Genomic DNA, 18036 nt, shown 5'->3' on the forward strand with positions numbered 1-18036 from the left:
AGAAATTAGTCGGAGAAATTAAGGAATTCGGTATATTTGATCCATGAGCAACATAAAGAATATCGCAGTTTTAACGTCAGGAGGTGACTCTCCGGGTATGAATGCCGGCATCCGTGCCGTAGTCAGATCTGGAATCTATAACGGAGTAAACATGTTCGGTGTCCGCAGAGGATATGACGGATTGGTTCAGGGGGACATCACCCCAATGGATGCCAAATCCGTAGCCAACATTATCCAGCGTGGGGGAACCATCCTAAAGACAGCAAGAAGCGATGAATTCCGTACTGTTGAAGGCCGTCAGAAAGCCTACGAGAACCTGAAGAAATTAAATATCGATGCCCTTGTTGTCATCGGTGGTGACGGAACCTTTACCGGAGCGTCCAAATTCATTGAGGAATTTGACATGCCGATCATTGGTCTTCCAGGCACGATCGACAACGACCTGAACGGTACCGATTTTACCATCGGCTATGACACAGCAATCAACACCGTAGTTGATGCCGTGGATAAGATCCGTGATACCGCAGAATCCCATGACCGCCTATTCGTTGTGGAAGTGATGGGTCGTGACTCCGGACTTATTGCCTTACGTTCGGGTATCAGTACCGGTGCAGAGGCTGTTTTGATTCCGGAGCTTGAGGTGGACTATGACGCCATCATGAAGCGCCTGGATAAAACCAGAAAGAACAAATCATCCCGTATCATCATTGTTGCCGAAGGTGACAAGGAAGGCGGAATGGTCGTTGCGGAAAAAATCCAAGCGAATTTCCCAGCATACGATGTCCGGTTATCCATTCTTGGCCATATCCAGCGCGGAGGAAAGCCAACCTGTATGGACCGTGTATTGGCAAGCCGATTGGGTGTTGCTGCTGTTGAAGGACTGTTGGAAGGCCGTAAAGGTGAAATGGCCGGACTGATTTGCGGAAATGTCCAATTCACACCGTTCAATAAGGCAATCAAACACATTGATAAGATTAATGAAAATCTAACACGAATCGTCGAAATTCTTTCGTTGTAAGTGTAAGGTACACAAATACAAGAAAAAGCCGTTCATACTCATTTGAACGGCTTTTTTTATGGAGTATTCGACTTAATTGAGCTTACGAAAGTTCTTTTCACATCCATTTTCCCGTCCTGTTTGCATTTTAAGCGTTACCTAATCCCTGGAATGGGTAGTTTATGGCGTTTTTTTTCCTAAAAACTTAGGGACTGTCCAATCCTAAAAAAGCTATACACAAAAACAAAGTGTATGGAAACAATAGAAAGAGAGTTTGAGTTCGCTGAGCGGACCAGTAAGAAGCAGCCATTCGACAAGCGTTTGATCCTCCACATGCTGGATCAGATCGAACTTGGGGTCCCCCGCCGGGACCTGATGGAACAGTACGGTGTCTCCGAAGTGAGCCTGATCCGCTGGATGAAGAAGTTCGGGCGACAGCCCATTGGGGCAAAGCGGTATACCACCGAGCTGAAGCGTTCAGTGATCAGGGCGGTCCAGGACGGGATGAGCGCCTACCGGGCGGGGAACACCTTTGATATCTCCTGCGGTACGGTCTCCAGATGGGTCAGGGAATATAAGGGGAAAAATACCGAACTTAGTTCCCCAGAACCCGATGATATGGCCAACAAGAAACCCGTAGACCCCAAAGAGGCAGAGATCCTGGCCCTGAAGAAGGCCCTGGAATATGCAAACCTGAAGATCAGGGCATTGGATACCATGATCGATATTGCCGAGGAACAGCTCAAGATCGACATCAGAAAAAAGTCTGGTGCCAAGCGGTCGTAAAGATCAAACAGGAATCCCCAGCAATGGGGATCCGTTTGATCTGCGGACTGTTTGGCAAAACAAGGCATGCGTACTATGACCGCCAGTGGCGGGTGCAGGATGTCGGACTGAAGGACGAGATCATCCTGCAGCACGTGCTGCGGATACGCAGCGAACAGAAGAGGATCGGTACCCGGAAGCTGCTCCATATGCTCGCCGGCCCCCTGCAGGAACATGGGATCAGGATCGGCCGCGACTATCTCTTCGCCCTGATGAGGGAGCATTCCCTACAGATCAGGGTCAGGAAGAGGAAGGCGGTCACCACCGATTCGCGGCACTGGATGAAGAAGTACAGAAACCTGATAAAGGAACTTGCGGTCGAGCGCCCCGAGCAGGTCTGGGTAAGCGACATCACCTATGTACAGCTCAACCGGCGCTGGGGATATCTGAGCCTGGTCACCGATGCCTATTCCAGAAAGATAGTGGGCTGGGCGTTCAGGGGCGACCTCTCGGCACAGGGATGTATCGATGCCCTGCAGATGGCACTGCAGCAGAGGCAGTATCCGGGAAAGGGACTCATACACCACTCCGATCGGGGTTCGCAGTACTGTAGCAAAGGCTATGTGGATATCCTACGCACCAACGGGATCGGGGTCAGCATGACCGAGAACGGGGATCCCTATGAGAATGCGATAGCCGAACGGGTGAACGGCATACTGAAGGCGGAGTTTGACCTCTACGCATCACAGAGTGGCCTGAGGGAGACCACAAGAAAGATCAGGGAGAACATCAGGGTATACAACAACCTAAGGCCCCACGCGAGCTGTGATTACCTCACACCTGAACAGGCACATATGAGGTCAGGTGCGCTGAGAAAGAGATGGAGACCGAAAAAATATCCAATAGTGCAGAAAGAGTTTGTATAGTACATATAGTATTACCAAATTTGCCTGTATAATCAATTCAGAATTAATCCAATAATTTGTATAGCTATATAAGGACAAGACAGACCTTGTCCGACATGAGAGCGTGGTGAGAGCGTGGTCAAAGCGTGGTGAGAGCGTGTCTATAGGCACGTATTCACCACGGCTACACCACGGTCGCACCTCGCATGCACCTCAGACAAGGTCCTCCACTTTCCTATTTTTTCAAAAAACGAGCGCAATGTGGAATTTTCAAGCGATGGCGGAATTGGCATCCGCAAAAACTCACGACTATTCCCTACATTTGTGCTAAACAAGAACAGCAATGCAAACAGCACAACTCTACCAGATCTACCAAGAATTTCCGACCGTGTGTACCGATACCCGACAGATCAGCAAGGACTGTCTTTTCTTTGCGCTCAAGGGAGATAATTTCAATGGCAACAGTTTTGCCGACCAAGCGTTGGAGGCTGGTGCGAAGTATGTCATTATCGACGACAGCACCTTTTATCGGGAAGATCCTGCCTATATTTTGGTGGAGGATGTTCTGACCGCATTGCAGGATTTGGCGAGGTTCCACAGGAAACATCTGACCATGCCGGTCATTGGCATCACGGGAACCAACGGCAAAACCACCAGCAAGGAACTGCTCCATGCCGTGCTTTCCCAGAAGTACAGCACCTATGCTACCAAAGGCAACCTGAACAACCACATCGGCGTTCCATTGACCATCCTATCGCTAAAATCCGATCTGGATATCGCCATTGTCGAAATGGGAGCCAATCACGTTGGGGAGATTGCTTTCCTGGCCGAAATAGCGCAGCCTACGCACGGATTTATCACCAACGTGGGCAAAGCCCATCTGGAAGGATTCGGTTCGTTTGAGGGCGTCATGAAGGCCAAAGGAGAGCTCTACGACTTCCTGAAGGATTCCAAAGGACAGATCTATGTACAGGGAGACAATACGCACCTGATGGAGATGGCGGCGGAAAGGCAATTGGAGGACGTAATCTATTATGGATTCAATCCGGCAAATGATGTCCGTGGCGGACTTATCGTGGCGGATCCCTACCTGACCATTTTCTGGAACAGCAACACCCATTCCGATAAACAACACGTCCAAACCCACCTGACCGGAGCCTATAACATCGAAAACATGCTCGCTGCAGTCGCCCTGGGTGAAACCTTTACCCTCAGTACAGAACAGATCAATGCCGGATTGGCAAACTATATCCCGCAGAACAACCGTTCGCAAATCACCAAAACCGCGAGAAACACCATTATCGCGGATTACTACAATGCCAACGCCAGTAGCATGGCCGCAGCGTTGGGAAACCTGGAAGTCATCCAAGCGGATAAGAAAGCCGCCATCCTCGGCGATATGTTCGAAATGGGCGATCAAAGCGAACCTGAACACCGCAAAGTAATTGAACAAGCAAAAGCACTCGGAATCGATAAATTAGTTTTTGTGGGTAAAGCATTTTACGCCCTGAAAGATGCAGAAGCGGATTATTATGAAACCACAGCAGACTTTAAAGCAGCACTGCTAAACGAACCATTGACCGACTACATGATCTTACTGAAGGCATCCCGTGGGATGGCGTTTGAAAAGTTGATGGAGGAGCTGTGATGTTAAACCTGAAAGGTGTCCACCATATTGCGATTATCTGTAGCGATTACCAACGGTCCAAGCACTTCTACACGGAAATCCTGGGTCTGGAGATCCTGCAGGAAGTCTTCCGGGAAGAACGCAACTCCTACAAATTGGACCTGGCCCTGGCGGGTGACTATACCATTGAACTCTTTTCTTTTCCTGATCCACCGCAGCGCCCCAGCTTTCCTGAAGCCTGTGGTTTGCGCCACTTGGCCTTCCGTGTGGACAATATTCAGGAACAGATTCTTGACTTGGAAAAATACGGGATAAAGACAGAGCCCATCCGAGTGGACGAAAGCAGCAATAAACAATTTACCTTTTTCGCCGACCCCGATGGGCTCCCTATAGAACTTTATGAAGATTAATCCTTCTCGACGTCGAGATTCAATTCCTTTTCTTTATTGATCAAATGGAGGACACTGGTATCGTTCAGGATCTGCAACATGGCGTTGCGCACCTCCACGAAGGTATCGCGGATACCACAGGCATGCTCTTCCACACACTCCTCACAGGAACGGTAGAAATTCAGACTGACACAAGGCAATAGGGCGATGGGTCCATCGATCAAACGCATTACCTGCGACAGATAGATGTCCTCTGGCGCCTTATTTAAGCTATAGCCGCCTCCTGCGCCCTTTTTGGAATACAGGATCCCTGCATTGCGCATCTCCAATAATATCTGCTCCAGGAATTTCTTCGGAATCCGTTCTTCCTCGGCAATCTTGCCGATCTGCATCGGTTCTTTCCCGTAATTCCTGCCCAATACCATAAGGGCTTTAATAGCGTATTTTGTTTTCTTTGAAAGCATAGCTTACCTAACTGGTCCTAATCCTCAAAAATAGGAAAAATAAAGCTTATTTCTGTAAAACGTCCACAATCGGCTCACCGATCGATCCATTTGGTTCCATCACGTGCAACAGCGAGGACAGTGTCGGTGCAATATCCGTGACATGGACCACCTTGTTGGTTTTGCCGTGCTTGATCCCCCACCCCATGAATACCAAAGGAATATGGGAATCGTAAGGTGTCCAGGTGCCGTGCGTAGTACCTGTGGAACGCGGCGTGCCGTCGTACCACTGTGGTTCAGTGATGATCTGGATCGCGCCACTACGTTTGCGGTTATATCCGTTGATGATCTTTTCACGAATCGTCTCCGGGACCATCATGTTCTCCCCACCTTCCATATCCACGACGTATGCTACACCGTCTTCATGGCGCAACTTCTTGATGATGGATTTCTTGATCGCTTCTTCATCCAACTTGTTCTTCTCAATCGCGGCATAATTCAAGTGAACCTGGTAATTCAATAGGGAAATGATCAGGTTTTCAGTACCAAATTCCTCTTTTAGTTCATCGTTCATGGTGCGTTGCAACTGACGGGAGAAAAAATACCCTCCATTTCCACGCATATCCATAAAATATCGGGAGTTATAGGATGCAGCGTGGTCAGCCGTTAAGAAAAAGGTGTAATTGCCTTTGCCAACGGCTTTATCCAAGTATGTGAAGAAAGCCGCCAATTCCTGATCCAAACGCAGGTAGATATCCTCGATTTCTACGGACGAGAGGGAATAGCGGTGTCCGACATAATCCGTTGCTGAAAGACTTACACAAAGAAAGTCGGTCGCCTTTTCCGGATTGTTCCCCAATTGCTCGTTCTTAATGGCTTCTTTCGCCAAATCCAGGGTAATGGTATTGCCGAAAGGGGTGGATTTGATCAATTCATAGCCTGCGTCCTTCATCAATAGGGAAGTTTTACGCGGGAATGCTGCCGTTTCCTCACCTGCCCATTTACCTTCGTACTCGTTATCGTCATCGATACTGTTGGCTTTATAGGTTTCAATTGGATACAAGGTATTCCAATCCTGCTTCAGGTATTTATCAGCCAGTTTCTGTTTATTGAAGTTCTTTACCCACTGCGGCAGGTCTTCCATATAGTAGGTGCTTGAAATCCAATCTCCGGATTTGGCTTCGAACCAATAGGCTGCATCGGCAAAGTGTCCTGCCGGAAGAATACCGCCCCGGTCCTTAATGGCGATTCCGATCACCTTGGAATGGAAATTCGTACCCAACTTCAACTGATCCGTAACGGTAGAAGCCAGGAGATTCCTTGGCGACTGCTTTCCTTCCTTTTCGGTGGTGCCCACGCCTGCTACCGCATCGTCTTGCGTACAGTACATGGACTCGCCGGTCTGTTGCTCGATCCAATCGTTCCCGGCAATGCCGTGGATGGAAGGAACAGACCCCGTATACACGGAGCTATGACCGATGGCCGTAAAGGTTGGCACATAACTGATCATGGTATTCTCGCAAGAGAACCCTTCGCGCAACAAGCGCTTAAAGCCATCATTGCCGTAACGATCGGCAAAACGGTACAGGTAATCCCAGCGCATCTGATCGACCATGAGGCCAACCACTAACTTTGGACGTTCCACCTGTGCCGACAACATGGTGCAGAACAGCAGGAACAATAACGATATATTCAACTTTTTAATCATCACTTATGCATATTGTTAAGGATTCAGGTGTCTTTTCAGATAATCCCCAGTATACGAATCTTTGTTTTTCACCAAGTCTTCAGGTGTGCCAGCAAACACCAATTTACCGCCTTTTTCACCACCTTCGGGACCGATATCGATCACCCAATCTGCAGACTTGATCATGTCGAGGTTATGCTCGATTACCAAGACGGAATTACCGAGGGCAATCAGTGCGTTGAAGGCCTTCAGGAGCTTGCTTATATCGTGGAAATGTAAACCCGTTGTAGGTTCGTCGAAGATAAAGAGCGTTTTTTTCTGGTTATTTCCTTTGATTAGGAAAGATGCCAATTTAATCCGTTGGGCTTCTCCCCCTGACAGCGTGCTGGAAGACTGACCCAACTTCACATAGCCTAGCCCCACTTCCTGCAGCGGCGACAGTTTCGCCAATATCTTTGGTTGATCAGCAAAGAATTCGATCGCTTCATCCACACTCAGGTCCAGGATATCCGAAACCGATTTTTCCTTGTATTGCACGTCCAGGACATGCTGCTTGAAACGCTTTCCATCACAGGCTTCACAAGGCAGGATAATATCCGCCATAAATTGCATCTCAATCTTAACCACACCTTCCCCTTGGCAGACCTCACAGCGCCCTCCATCCACATTGAAAGAGAATGCCGACGGTTTCAGGCCATTGGCTTTTGCCGAAGGCAGGGAAGCATACAGCGCACGGATTTCGTCCCAGGCTTTAACATAGGTTACCGGATTGGAACGCGTGGATCGCCCGATAGGGTTCTGGTCCACCATCTCCACCTGTTCCACTTGGTCCAGCGCGCCTTCGATACCGTCGAAAAGCCCGGTCTGTTCACCCGAATAGGAACCTATCGACTTCTGTAATGCCGGGTAGAGGATGCGTTTCACCAAGGATGTCTTTCCCGAACCAGAAACACCCGATACGACCGTAAATACATTGAGTGGAAAATCTACGGTGATGTTCTGGAGGTTATTCTCCCGAGCCCCGTTGATGCGGATACTTTCATTCCATTTCCGTCGTTTTGCTGGGACTTCAATGGATCGGTCTTCCCCCAAATATTGCCCTGTAAGGCTTTTTTTATCTTTTAAAATCTCTTTATAGGTGCCGGCAAAAACCAGCTCACCGCCATGGATGCCCGCTTCCGGGCCGATATCGATTAGGTAATCTGCCGCTTCCATCATCTCCTGCTCATGTTCCACCACAATCACGGTATTCCCCGCATCACGCAGGGATTTCAGCACACCGATCAGGCGCTGGGTATCGCGAGGGTGCAGACCGATACTCGGCTCGTCCAATACATAGATCGATCCAACCAGCGAACTTCCCAGGGATGTTGCCAGGTTGATACGCTGCGATTCTCCACCTGAAAGACTGTTGCTCAGGCGGTTCAGCGTCAGGTAGCTCAGACCTACATCGCTCAGGAATTGCAACCTGTTGGTAATCTCTGCTAACAGCCGCTTGGCGATGACTGCTTCATTCTCGGTAAGGTCCAGGTTTTGGAAAAGGGCCAAAGCTTTATCCAAAGGCAATAACACGACGTCTGTAATGGAGTGGCCATTGATCTTGACGTAGGTTGCATCATTCCGTAAGCGCGTACCCTTACATTCCGGACAGTCCGTTTTCCCACGATATCGGGATAACATGACGCGGTACTGGATCTTATAGGTTTGTTCTTCCAGTTCCGCGAAGAAATCATTGAGCCCGCGGAAGTATTTGTTTCCGTTCCACAGGAGTTCCTGTTGTGCTTTTGTTAATTCATTATAGGCGCGATGGATCGGAAAATCAAACTTGATCGCTGAGCGGACCAATTTATCGAGCCACGCTCCCATCTTTTCACCACGCCAAGGTGCAATCGCCCCATCAAATACTGATCGGCTCTTATCAGGCACCACCAGATCCGGATCGATACCGATAATTTTACCGTACCCCTCACAACGCTTACAGGCGCCATACGGGTTGTTGAAACTGAAAAAGTTTGGGGTTGGTTCTTCGAAGATTATCCCATCCAATTCAAACTTGTCCGAAAAGGAAAAGGAGTCCTCCCCAATTTCAACCACACAATTTCCCTTGCCCTCATAGTAGGCCGTCTGCACCGAATCGGCCAGGCGGTTGATGGTATCATCCGTATGATCCAGCACAACGCGGTCAATAACGATAAATAGCTCACCTTCCTTAAAGGCGGTATTCGCAATAGCTTTATCGTCGATGATGGTTTCGATTTTCTTAATGGTATCCTGATGCTTGATCCGTACGAATCCCTTTTGCAGCAACAAGGAAAGTTCTTCCTTGAGTTTTCTATTGTTCGTAGGGATTAAGGGGCTATAGATGGTAACCGTTGTATCATCCGGATAGGACAAAATGCGATCCACGATGGAGCTTACACTGTCCTTGTGCACTTCTTTTCCCGATACCGGCGATATGGTGCGTCCGATCCGAGCAAATAAGAGCTTCAGGTAATCATAAATTTCCGTTGAAGTACCTACGGTAGACCTGGGGTTGCTGGAGATGACTTTCTGCTCAATTGCAATAGCCGGTGCAATGCCTTTGATGTAATCCACATCGGGTTTATTCATCCGCCCCATAAATTGACGGGCATAGGAAGAAAGGCTTTCTACGTAACGGCGTTGGCCCTCTGCATACAGGGTATCGAATGCCAGCGATGACTTTCCGGATCCGGACATCCCAGTAATGACAACCAACTGATTCTTAGGAATATCGACATCAATGTTTTTCAGGTTGTTTACTCGGGCACCCTTGATTTGGATGTGAGTTTTAGGCGAATGATTTGCACTTTTTTGCATAACCATCAAAGTTAGGCAAAAGTACCGATAACCCGTTCGCGAAGCGAAAAGAAAAATAAAGAGATTACAACATAGTTACAATTTACCGGGGCAGTTTTTCTGGCCGTGGCATGCGGTACTTGGTTGCTGTAATGGCTTCCATAAACGCTTTGACCTGTTGGATTTCCTCACGGGTCAGATCCAGCTTTTTCAGTAAGGGATCCGTACGTGGGAACATTGGGTCGGCCTCCTGTTCCGCATTCCGTGGGTTGTTCATGGTCATCCCCGAATTGTACATATTGATTACGCCGGTCATGTTATCGAAGAGGCCATTGTGCATCCAAGGGTTGGTATTCATGACATCCCGAAGGGACGGAGTTCGGAATTTGCCGACATCCTGTGGGTTTTTGGTGACGATATAGCGACCAAGATCTTCATATTTCCGTTTATAGTAGGTCAATCCGATGTTATGGAACTCCTCATCCGTGAAATATTGGCCATTGTGGCAATTCATGCAGCGGGCTTTGGTCCGGAAAAGGTGCAACCCTTTGATCTCTTCATCATTGAGGGCTGTATATTTCCCATCCAAGAACTCATCAAAGCGGCTTCTTTTACTGGTCAGGGTTCGTTGGAAGGTGGCTAGGGCACTCATAATTTCCGGCATGGAAAACTCATCGTCGCCAAAGGCCTCCTTGAAAAGGGTACGGTAGCCCTCTATTGCTTTTAATTTCGGCACCAATTTGGTCAGGTCCATCGCCATCTCATTATGCGCTTCGATCGGGCTCAATGCCTGTTCCTCCAAGGAATGCGCACGTCCATCCCAGAACATCGTCTTGCGGGCATGGACATTCAGCAAAGAAATGGTGTTTCGGTTACCCACAAGGTGGTCATGCCCCACGGGAACAGTGGAATGATCGCCCCAGGCAGTCTGGGGATTGTGGCAAGAACTACAGGAAATCTGGTTTGAACCCGAGAGAATGGGGTCAAAGAACAATAATTTCCCTAACCTAACTTTAGGTTGTTCCATGAGCGAAAAGTAACTGGTATCCAGTTTGGGCAATGATTTGAATTCCTCCCATTGCACACCGGAGTCAATGGTCGGCTTGGGCCATTCCGAAACTGGCCGACTGTACATCGCTCGTAGATCCTGAATTTCTTTCTCTCCCAAAAAGGCCGTGCTGATAACAGCAAGCCCCAATACCAAGCCAATAACCAATATTCTCTTCATGTTCACTTCTTAAAACAATAACCCAAGGGTTACCGAAAAATTATGCTGTTTTATAGCTGTCGCTGATTGTGCATGGGCTAAAATGTAGGGTTTCCAAAGATTGGACGCCCTAAAATCATACCTCACCTGTCCTGAAACAGTAAACGGTTCGGCCGTCAGGAAGGTATAATTGCGCTGCAGGAAATCTTCAATCCCTGATCCTACTGGCACCCCATTAAATACGGCACCGCTTTGAAGCACCTGTTGCTTTTGCAAATTTAAACTTAATTCCAATACACCTTGCGGTAAGGGTTTAACATATTGCCCCTGAGCACCTATACGAAGGTAATCTACCGCTTGCTCCCGAAAGGGGCTGATGTATTGTTCCTTGATCTGCTGGAACCCAGCATAAGGCTTTATACTCCATTGCTTCTGTCCAATATATGCCGATAAGGTGTAATCGAAATTATAATAGCGATAGGAAGATATTTCTGCAATCTTTACATAGCCTAAATTTCCGCCATTGTTGTTAAAGAGTGATTCCACCCCCTTTCTGGTCTGCAGGGCAAGCTGACCAAGACCGCCAAAGCGCCATCCGGAAGATTCGCCAAAATAGCCTATTTTTCCGTTGAGCACCTGATCATCCCAGGTATTCGCTTCGGCCGTAGATAAGGGCAATGTACGCTTGCCGGCACGCTGCGTTATGCCCGCTTCCAGGAAAAGCCCCTGCTCATCCTTTGGCGCCAGGGTCAATCGACCACCAATGCCCTGCAATGCATATAACATATCCCCCTGCACTTCCGAGATACCGGACAATAGCGAATTATAGGCGCCTAACCCATTGAAATAGTAGATATTGGGCCGTCCCAAGGAAGCCACAAAATTCAACTCATTCCGTTGCCTGTACGATTGCAGATCAACATGTGCCCCCAGCAGGTACTTGCTGGAGATGGCATAGGACGAACCGAGGCCTACGTGTATTGCGGTGGAATTGTTCTTTGGCCGGGGATCGACTTTGCGATGGGAAAGGTTGGCCTGAAAGCCCAACTCCGCTGCCCACGTCCATTTGGCGGACTGTTTGGCGAAACCTCCTGCAAATTGGTACTCTTCCACTTGAAGATCACCTCCTACGGAATCCGCGGTCACATAAGGGAATACCAGATCGAAATCCGATGTTTCATTAAAGACGACCTGACGATCCTTTTGGTTTGTATAACGGGCTTTTCCCCAAAGGGTATAGCCCGGAAAGGTTTGCTTTTGATAAGAATCCGTAAAAAAACGAACGCCCTGCTTCCCGGCACCTTCCTGTAGGGGGTACAGTTCCTGATCCCCATAGTCATAAGAAAGATCCACGGCGGTTTGGGAATGCTTGAACTGATACGGTCGCAACGCAGGCAACTGATACAGCCCCCGGCGGATTTGCTGTGTTTGATCAATACGCTCCACAATCCCCTGCTGATAAACAGCAAGGGAATCTTGTGCCTGCACCTGAAGGGTCAAGCAGCCAAATACCGCTATGGTCAGAAGGCTACGCATATATTACTTCATCAAAGAAGGTTTCACGGCAGGGTCGAAATCAACCGTCGAGTTGTTCGTGTCCTTCAGCAAAGGTTTCCCGTTCTCCAGACTACCGAATTCCTTACGTCTGACAGCTTTGCCATAACGGTCCTTATCGACTTTCATCAAACCCGCATAGGTCCAGCCCATATCCAATTCAGGAGCTGTCACGATCCATTCAAAACCCGTTTTTACGGATAAATTCACCGCATCAATAACGTAGTTGTTCGGAATCTTGAATTTATGTTGTGTCATCACTGCTCCATTTGCAGCGATATAGGTATAGGAATATTTGTTTTCCTCCAGATACTTTTCCGTGGTCATGCCCTCAGGGAATCTTCCCATCACATACGAAGTGTACCCTTGGTTATGCATGAAGAGTGAGCCCGCAATATTGATGGCATTGGGTACTGCCGGATTATCGATATTCGCTGTGTTGGACATTTCAATTTCCAAATCTGCCGTACTGAGGTCTAAGGAATTCGGCCAATCTTTGGTATGGTCAATCGCATTAGTGGCAATGACATAATTCCCACCTGGAGCTACCGGATGTTGTTTGCCCGTACCAGGAACCATTAAAATCTGGTCTGTCGTAAAAGCTTCGTTCATCACATCGGGCGTATAGGCGCGTTTGGTAATGGTTAAGAAAGTGGACTGGGCAACAAATAGACCATCTGCATACAGCGTGTCATTGGAATTATTATACAGCAATATGTATTTATCGCCATTGTTTTGGGTAGTACCATTGACGGTTCCTGTGAAGAACAGTTCCTTGATCACGAAATTTGCGGCAGGATCCGACAGGAACATCTCCAATGTGATTGTCGTACTTTCGGAATTCACGACGATGTTCGACTGGCGTGCCTTTACCTTCATGTTTTTTTCCTCACCATCTATGGTCAATTTAATATCGCCCTCTAAAGTCGCTGTATACGTTCCGTAGGTCACATTAGCCTTTGCCGTATCGGCCCCGGTCACCAAAGTCGCCGCAGTGGTTACCTGCGTATTGACCTCTTGAAGCTGGATATTCACATTGCTCAAACTAAATTCACCTTGGATCTTGGAATGATCGATTACCATGTACATATCCGAACGGGATTCCAAGAATTCATCCTTCATACAGGAAGTCAGGGAAATAAACAGTAGGCCGACGAACAGCCATTTCATCATTGCTATATTTTTCATGTTATGTTGTTTTAAATTTTGATATTAACTTCCATTCCAAAATAAGGGGTATGCTGTGCGCTGTTTTCACGTAGGAACAAATTCCCGTATTGATAGTAGTTCGGTGCATACACGAATAGTTTATTGACGAACATGGACACGCGAATGCGCTCTTTGATGACCTTTGTGGCCTTCAGATTTACGCGTAGGTCAATGGGTTCGCGGAAATTGTTATAGATATATGGGTCAATCTTGCGGTCGAAGTTTCGCAGGATTGGATCTTGCTGGTCCGCTGCCGTATAGACATGGTATATCCCTTCAATATCGTAATACCCGATAGGAAGATTATCCCGATAGAGGGTCTTATCGGCGTCAAACCACATGCTCTGGAGGGTTAGGGAAAGGTTCAGCCCCAATTTTGGCAGAAAGGAATCCGCTGTCAGATTGGTATTGAAGCTTTCGTAACGTCCTCCTGTATTGCCGTTGGCATACAGCGCATAATATTGCCTTACCTTATTATCCTCTGTTATGACATTTGCGCTCATCACTTCAGCCACAGGCATCTCATTCCTATGTTTGGTCAGAAACCAAGCGCCATTCACGGTAAACCTGGTGTTGATGCCCGAGATACGCTTGGATGAAAACTGGTATTCTATCCCTTGTTTTTCGGTACGGCTGCCATTGGTCATGCGGGTCGTGGTTAAGTACTCCGCTTGATCCCGATACGCAAAGTCCGTAATACTTGGCTTTGCGGTTAGGGTTGCGGGATCCACGGATTCCACAATATACTTCCGGTAGCTTTCCGCATTTGGCATATTCTCACTCCGGAAACCGGAATTCATGAATTCGTTGAAATAATTGATGGAAAGAAAATTTCCTTCCAGATCCAATTGGGCGCCCAACTCCCATTTCCTGTTCCGTGCAGGATTGAGGTTAAAGTTCGTTGGATCCGTAATAACCGTGTTGGCCCAGGCCAAACGATAATCCGGATTGTTGTGGAAATAGATCAATTCGGAAATATCCCTGTAGTTGAGGTTGGGGTACAGGTAGTTTTGTGTCGGAGCGAGCGTCTGCACACCATAACCCCCGAACACGTTGGATTTCAATTTCTTCCCGAATACGTTCATCTGCGGCAAATGCAAGCGGCCATTGTATCTTGGCTCAACATAAATCTTTCCTGCTATTGCGTATTTCGGATCCAGGTTCGTCAAGGTGAAGGCACGCAGTCCGACGCTATTCTCGAACCTGAAATTGTTCATGGGAATAAAGAAACGATCTTCCAAAAATGCCGACAGGTTGCTCATGGCTGGTATCGTATGGAATGCACGTGGACGTGTTGAGACAATACTGCTGATCGGATATTTGGGATCATAACGCTGTCCGTCGCCAATATTCTTGGTGTATAGGTAATCAATTCCTGATTTCACCTGATGCTTTACCAGAAAATCCAACAGCCAATTTCCCATTACTTTTACATTAAAGTCAATCGGGCGGCTATCCACTTGGAGATTGCCGACATAATTGTTCTGGATAAACGCAACTTCATGGCTACCTGCTACCATGGAATTCTGTTCTACTGACCCAGTTCCGTAACTCACAAAGCGGTCCATGTTGATCTGATTGGATCCTGCATTCAGGTTAATGGCTAGCGAGGCACTCCGAAAGATCGCCTGTGGCTTTTTGGCATGGATCTTCAACGTATTACCGAAACTGATATTTCGGACAGCATTCTTATAGCGATCTGTTTTGGAGAGATCATTATCAGGATCAAAACGTTCGTTATCAATGGTAGAGCGTACATTCAGTTGGTGGCCCCACGTCAATCGGTATGGGGCAAGATCCCAAACCTTCTCCCCGCGGAAGGAGCCGTTCAAGCGTCTAAACGAATTATAGATATTGGTTACATCGGCTTTCGAATCCAAATAGTCCGCATCAAAGTTTACCTTGTAGCCACGTAGATCTATACCCTTTCCCAAACTGACGATTTTTGAGAACCCATCGGCTTTTATGCGCAGCGACCAAGGTTCATACCCTTTTGTACGTTCGACAAGCACAACACCACTGGTGAGATTTCCGTATTCCACGGAAGGAATACCACGGATAATCTCGACGGAAGAAATATTATCGGTGTTGATGGTGCGCATATCCACACCAATGGCGGATGGGATACGGCCACTGTTTTCTGTCCCCGCGCCCAAGCCCAACCCTGCTGTAGGGTCAATCATGGATTGCGAATTCAACAGCATGCCATCGATGGAAAATTGCGTGCCCAGCGACCCTGTCGTATAACTGGAAGCATGGCCTTGCGGCGTCCGCAGGTTAATGCCATTGACGGTGGACAATTGTGGATCGATCGAGCGACCTCCCGGCAGTAGCTCCAAGATATCGGTAAAACTCGATGGCTGCAGGTGCTGCATGGCATCCTTGGTGATGATGGTACTGGTGCTGATATTCCGGGACTCCCGACCAGTCACATACACTTCATCAATATTGATTCCCTGCTGCGAAAATATAACCTGGATCTCTTGATCCTGATCCAGGGAAACTTTACGAATAATGGATTTGAAACCGACATGCGAGAACCGCAATTGGTAGACCCCAGCTTGAAGGTCATTGATGGAAAACTGCCCCTGTTCATCTGTTAAGACATGTACACTAGCATTTCCGAGGATATCAATGTTCACATTGGACAACCCCACTCCCTTACTATCCTTCACGGTCCCGCGAATGTCAAATTGTTGGGCGAGGGCGAAGTATGGAATAAAGAAAAAGACGAATACTATGTAGATGTTCCTTAACAATGGCAATTAAGACTAATTCCAAACAACGCAAAATAACGCAAAATTATTCAAGAATAGAATTAATCTTTAGCTTATTGTTAATATTTATCGTTTACTTCCGTACACGAAAAGGTTTTGAGCGGGATTCTGGGTTGCCTTTCATCGACCACATTTCCTTGCGCTTACGAAAATCCGAACGCATTACGCTTCGGTATCCGCAGCTGGGTCGCTCGGATTTTCCTTTTCCAGTTTCTGCAGGAGTTTTTCCACTTCTGCCTCAGAATCCGTCAACTTAGCTTTACAGATTTCAAGAAGGGAAGACGCCCGCGTAATTTTCACCGTCAATTCATCAACCGGAATATCACCGGTTTCAATAGCGGACACGATCTCCTGAAGTTCTTCAAAAGCATCTTTATAGGTGTATTTATTTTCCATGATTTGATTCTTTAGCAATGACCTGTGTTTTTATATGTCCATCCTCCACTTGAATGTCCAAGGTGTCGCCGAGATTGACCTGACTGATCTGCCGTACTGATACGCCATCATGCCGGACGATACTGAATCCTCTTTTCAGGAGGTGAATGGGGTTCACGATGCCGAGCATGCGCTCCAGATGTTGCAGTTGGAACTTTGTTTCACGAAATTGCTGTCGGCTATGGCGGATCAGCTGATATTCTTCAGCGGCAAGTCGGGATTTCTCTTTCATCAGCACTGTTTTGCTATTCCAGGAAATGGCAGAAACGCTGTGCTGCAGCTTCATGTGTTCTTCATCGAATGTTCGACGTACGGAACGGACGATACGATCTTGTGCCTGATCCAGGGGGATGGCAAAATTATGAAATTTCTGCAGTAAGAAATCGGCCAGTTCACTTGGCGTTATTGCATTCTTATAGGCCACCATCTCACTGACGGTTTCATTGGTGGAATGCCCAATCCCCGTCAATACGGGAATTGGGAAAATGGCAATCGCCTTCGCCAATAGATAGTTGTTGTAGGAGGTCAAACCGACTTCTCCACCTCCACCACGAATAATGGCCACAGCATCATAATCTTCCATTTTCTCCGCAATTGCTTCAAGCTGCTTGATGATGGATAACACCGATTTATCACCCTGCAGAAGTGCGGGGAACAGCGTGGTCTCCAATGTATAGCCCCAGGGGTTGCCATGGATAATCTTGTAGAAATCAGAGAGGCCTTTACTCGTTTCGACGGAAATAATGGCCAGCCGTTTGGGTACCGTGGGAAATGGAAGTCGCTTATTCGCATCAAAGAGACCCTCACGTTGCAATTTCAGGATGCTCTCTCGCTTTTCCTTTTCCAGTTCTCCGAGCACAAACGTCGGATCGATATCTACAATCTTTAAACTGAAACCGTACAGGGGATCATAGGATATACCTGCCTGGAAGAGGATGGTGATGCCTTCCCGCAGGGGTTCACCCAGGACTTCCAGAAACTGCTTGTTTATGCGCTGATAATCCATCTTCCACAGAATAGACCGCATTTCGGCAACAATCTTCCCTTCGGTTTTCTCCACCAACTCGGGATAGCAATGCCCGGAATGCGTATAGTGGTTCAATTTATTCATCTCGGCCTTAATCCAATACAGGCGCTTATAGCGCTCAGCAATTGTTTTCTGAATGCTACGGGAAACCTCTAAAAGAGTGAATACGGTCTTGTCCTGTACCTGCTCGGGCATAG

At 47.6% G+C, this 18036-nt stretch carries 14 protein-coding genes; 5 read left to right on the forward strand and 9 right to left on the reverse strand.

The window, feature by feature from the left end:
* Positions 1–43: 43 nt before the first annotated feature.
* From pfkA to gloA2, 5 genes are all read left to right on the forward strand, one after another.
* Positions 44–1018: a 6-phosphofructokinase gene (pfkA, locus tag G6N79_RS02685; protein WP_103905057.1), complete on the forward strand. Its 975-nt coding sequence runs from the start codon at positions 44–46 to the stop codon at positions 1016–1018.
* 231 nt (positions 1019–1249) lie between these two features.
* Positions 1250–1783, forward strand: a complete 534-nt coding sequence (locus G6N79_RS17510; protein ID WP_146060690.1) for a transposase — start codon at positions 1250–1252, stop codon at positions 1781–1783.
* A 23-nt stretch (positions 1784–1806) separates the two neighbouring features.
* Positions 1807–2688, forward strand: coding sequence for an IS3 family transposase (locus G6N79_RS02695; RefSeq protein ID WP_103908025.1), 882 nt, complete (start codon positions 1807–1809; stop codon positions 2686–2688).
* Between the two features lie 322 nt (positions 2689–3010).
* Positions 3011–4315: a UDP-N-acetylmuramoyl-tripeptide--D-alanyl-D-alanine ligase gene (locus G6N79_RS02700; RefSeq protein WP_103906455.1), complete on the forward strand. Its 1305-nt coding sequence runs from the start codon at positions 3011–3013 to the stop codon at positions 4313–4315.
* Entirely contained in the window at positions 4315–4704 is a 390-nt protein-coding gene (gene gloA2 / locus G6N79_RS02705; RefSeq protein WP_200818796.1) for an SMU1112c/YaeR family gloxylase I-like metalloprotein, read from the forward strand. Before G6N79_RS02700 ends, gloA2 begins: the two co-directional genes overlap by 1 nt.
* On the opposite strand, the gene G6N79_RS02710 is transcribed toward gloA2, so the two are convergent.
* From G6N79_RS02710 to xseA, 9 genes are all read right to left on the reverse strand, one after another.
* Positions 4701–5147 (reverse strand): RrF2 family transcriptional regulator, encoded by a 447-nt coding sequence (locus G6N79_RS02710; RefSeq protein ID WP_103906457.1) that lies wholly within the window; start codon positions 5145–5147, stop codon positions 4701–4703. The two genes, gloA2 and G6N79_RS02710, sit on opposite strands and share 4 nt — an antisense overlap.
* A 46-nt stretch (positions 5148–5193) precedes the next feature.
* On the reverse strand, positions 5194–6834 hold the full coding sequence (pafA, locus tag G6N79_RS02715; RefSeq protein WP_103906458.1) for an alkaline phosphatase PafA: 1641 nt from the start codon (positions 6832–6834) through the stop codon (positions 5194–5196).
* A 15-nt stretch (positions 6835–6849) separates the two neighbouring features.
* Positions 6850–9651: an excinuclease ABC subunit UvrA gene (gene uvrA / locus G6N79_RS02720; protein ID WP_103906459.1), complete on the reverse strand. Its 2802-nt coding sequence runs from the start codon at positions 9649–9651 to the stop codon at positions 6850–6852.
* Between the two features lie 82 nt (positions 9652–9733).
* On the reverse strand, positions 9734–10858 hold the full coding sequence (locus tag G6N79_RS02725; protein WP_103906460.1) for a cytochrome-c peroxidase: 1125 nt from the start codon (positions 10856–10858) through the stop codon (positions 9734–9736).
* Between the two features lie 9 nt (positions 10859–10867).
* Positions 10868–12373 carry a DUF6850 family outer membrane beta-barrel protein gene (locus G6N79_RS02730; RefSeq protein WP_103906461.1) on the reverse strand — a complete coding sequence of 502 codons (1506 nt, stop codon included), beginning with the start codon at positions 12371–12373 and terminating at the stop codon, positions 10868–10870.
* Positions 12374–12376: 3 nt separating this feature from the next.
* Entirely contained in the window at positions 12377–13579 is a 1203-nt protein-coding gene (locus tag G6N79_RS02735) for a DUF4876 domain-containing protein (RefSeq protein ID WP_103906462.1), read from the reverse strand.
* 11 nt (positions 13580–13590) lie between these two features.
* A complete protein-coding gene (locus tag G6N79_RS02740; RefSeq protein WP_164527200.1) occupies positions 13591–16275 on the reverse strand; it encodes a TonB-dependent receptor in 2685 nt (894 codons plus the stop codon).
* A gap of 264 nt (positions 16276–16539) precedes the next feature.
* Entirely contained in the window at positions 16540–16773 is a 234-nt protein-coding gene (xseB, locus tag G6N79_RS02745; protein ID WP_103906464.1) for an exodeoxyribonuclease VII small subunit, read from the reverse strand.
* The gene (xseA, locus tag G6N79_RS02750; protein ID WP_103906465.1) at positions 16763–18034 is read right to left on the reverse strand and encodes an exodeoxyribonuclease VII large subunit; all 1272 of its coding nucleotides are present in this window, start codon (positions 18032–18034) and stop codon (positions 16763–16765) included. Before xseA ends, xseB begins: the two co-directional genes overlap by 11 nt.
* Positions 18035–18036 lie beyond the last annotated feature (2 nt).

The sequence above is a fragment of the Sphingobacterium lactis genome (assembly GCF_011046555.1).
In the GTDB taxonomy this organism is placed as follows: domain Bacteria; phylum Bacteroidota; class Bacteroidia; order Sphingobacteriales; family Sphingobacteriaceae; genus Sphingobacterium; species Sphingobacterium lactis.

Excerpts from the sequence above, each read along its gene's own strand:
- pfkA (WP_103905057.1), top strand. The coding sequence starts at position 44 with ATGAGCAACATAAAGAATATCGCAGTTTTAACGTCAGGAGGTGACTCT.
- G6N79_RS17510 (WP_146060690.1), top strand. The coding sequence starts at position 1,250 with ATGGAAACAATAGAAAGAGAGTTTGAGTTCGCTGAGCGGACCAGTAAG.
- G6N79_RS02695 (WP_103908025.1), top strand. The coding sequence starts at position 1,807 with ATGGGGATCCGTTTGATCTGCGGACTGTTTGGCAAAACAAGGCATGCG.
- G6N79_RS02700 (WP_103906455.1), top strand. The coding sequence starts at position 3,011 with ATGCAAACAGCACAACTCTACCAGATCTACCAAGAATTTCCGACCGTG.
- gloA2 (WP_200818796.1), top strand. The coding sequence starts at position 4,315 with ATGTTAAACCTGAAAGGTGTCCACCATATTGCGATTATCTGTAGCGAT.
- G6N79_RS02710 (WP_103906457.1), bottom strand. The coding sequence starts at position 5,147 with ATGCTTTCAAAGAAAACAAAATACGCTATTAAAGCCCTTATGGTATTG.
- pafA (WP_103906458.1), bottom strand. The coding sequence starts at position 6,834 with ATGATTAAAAAGTTGAATATATCGTTATTGTTCCTGCTGTTCTGCACC.
- uvrA (WP_103906459.1), bottom strand. The coding sequence starts at position 9,651 with ATGCAAAAAAGTGCAAATCATTCGCCTAAAACTCACATCCAAATCAAG.
- G6N79_RS02725 (WP_103906460.1), bottom strand. The coding sequence starts at position 10,858 with ATGAAGAGAATATTGGTTATTGGCTTGGTATTGGGGCTTGCTGTTATC.
- G6N79_RS02730 (WP_103906461.1), bottom strand. The coding sequence starts at position 12,373 with ATGCGTAGCCTTCTGACCATAGCGGTATTTGGCTGCTTGACCCTTCAG.
- G6N79_RS02735 (WP_103906462.1), bottom strand. The coding sequence starts at position 13,579 with ATGAAAAATATAGCAATGATGAAATGGCTGTTCGTCGGCCTACTGTTT.
- xseB (WP_103906464.1), bottom strand. The coding sequence starts at position 16,773 with ATGGAAAATAAATACACCTATAAAGATGCTTTTGAAGAACTTCAGGAG.
- xseA (WP_103906465.1), bottom strand. The coding sequence starts at position 18,034 with ATGCCCGAGCAGGTACAGGACAAGACCGTATTCACTCTTTTAGAGGTT.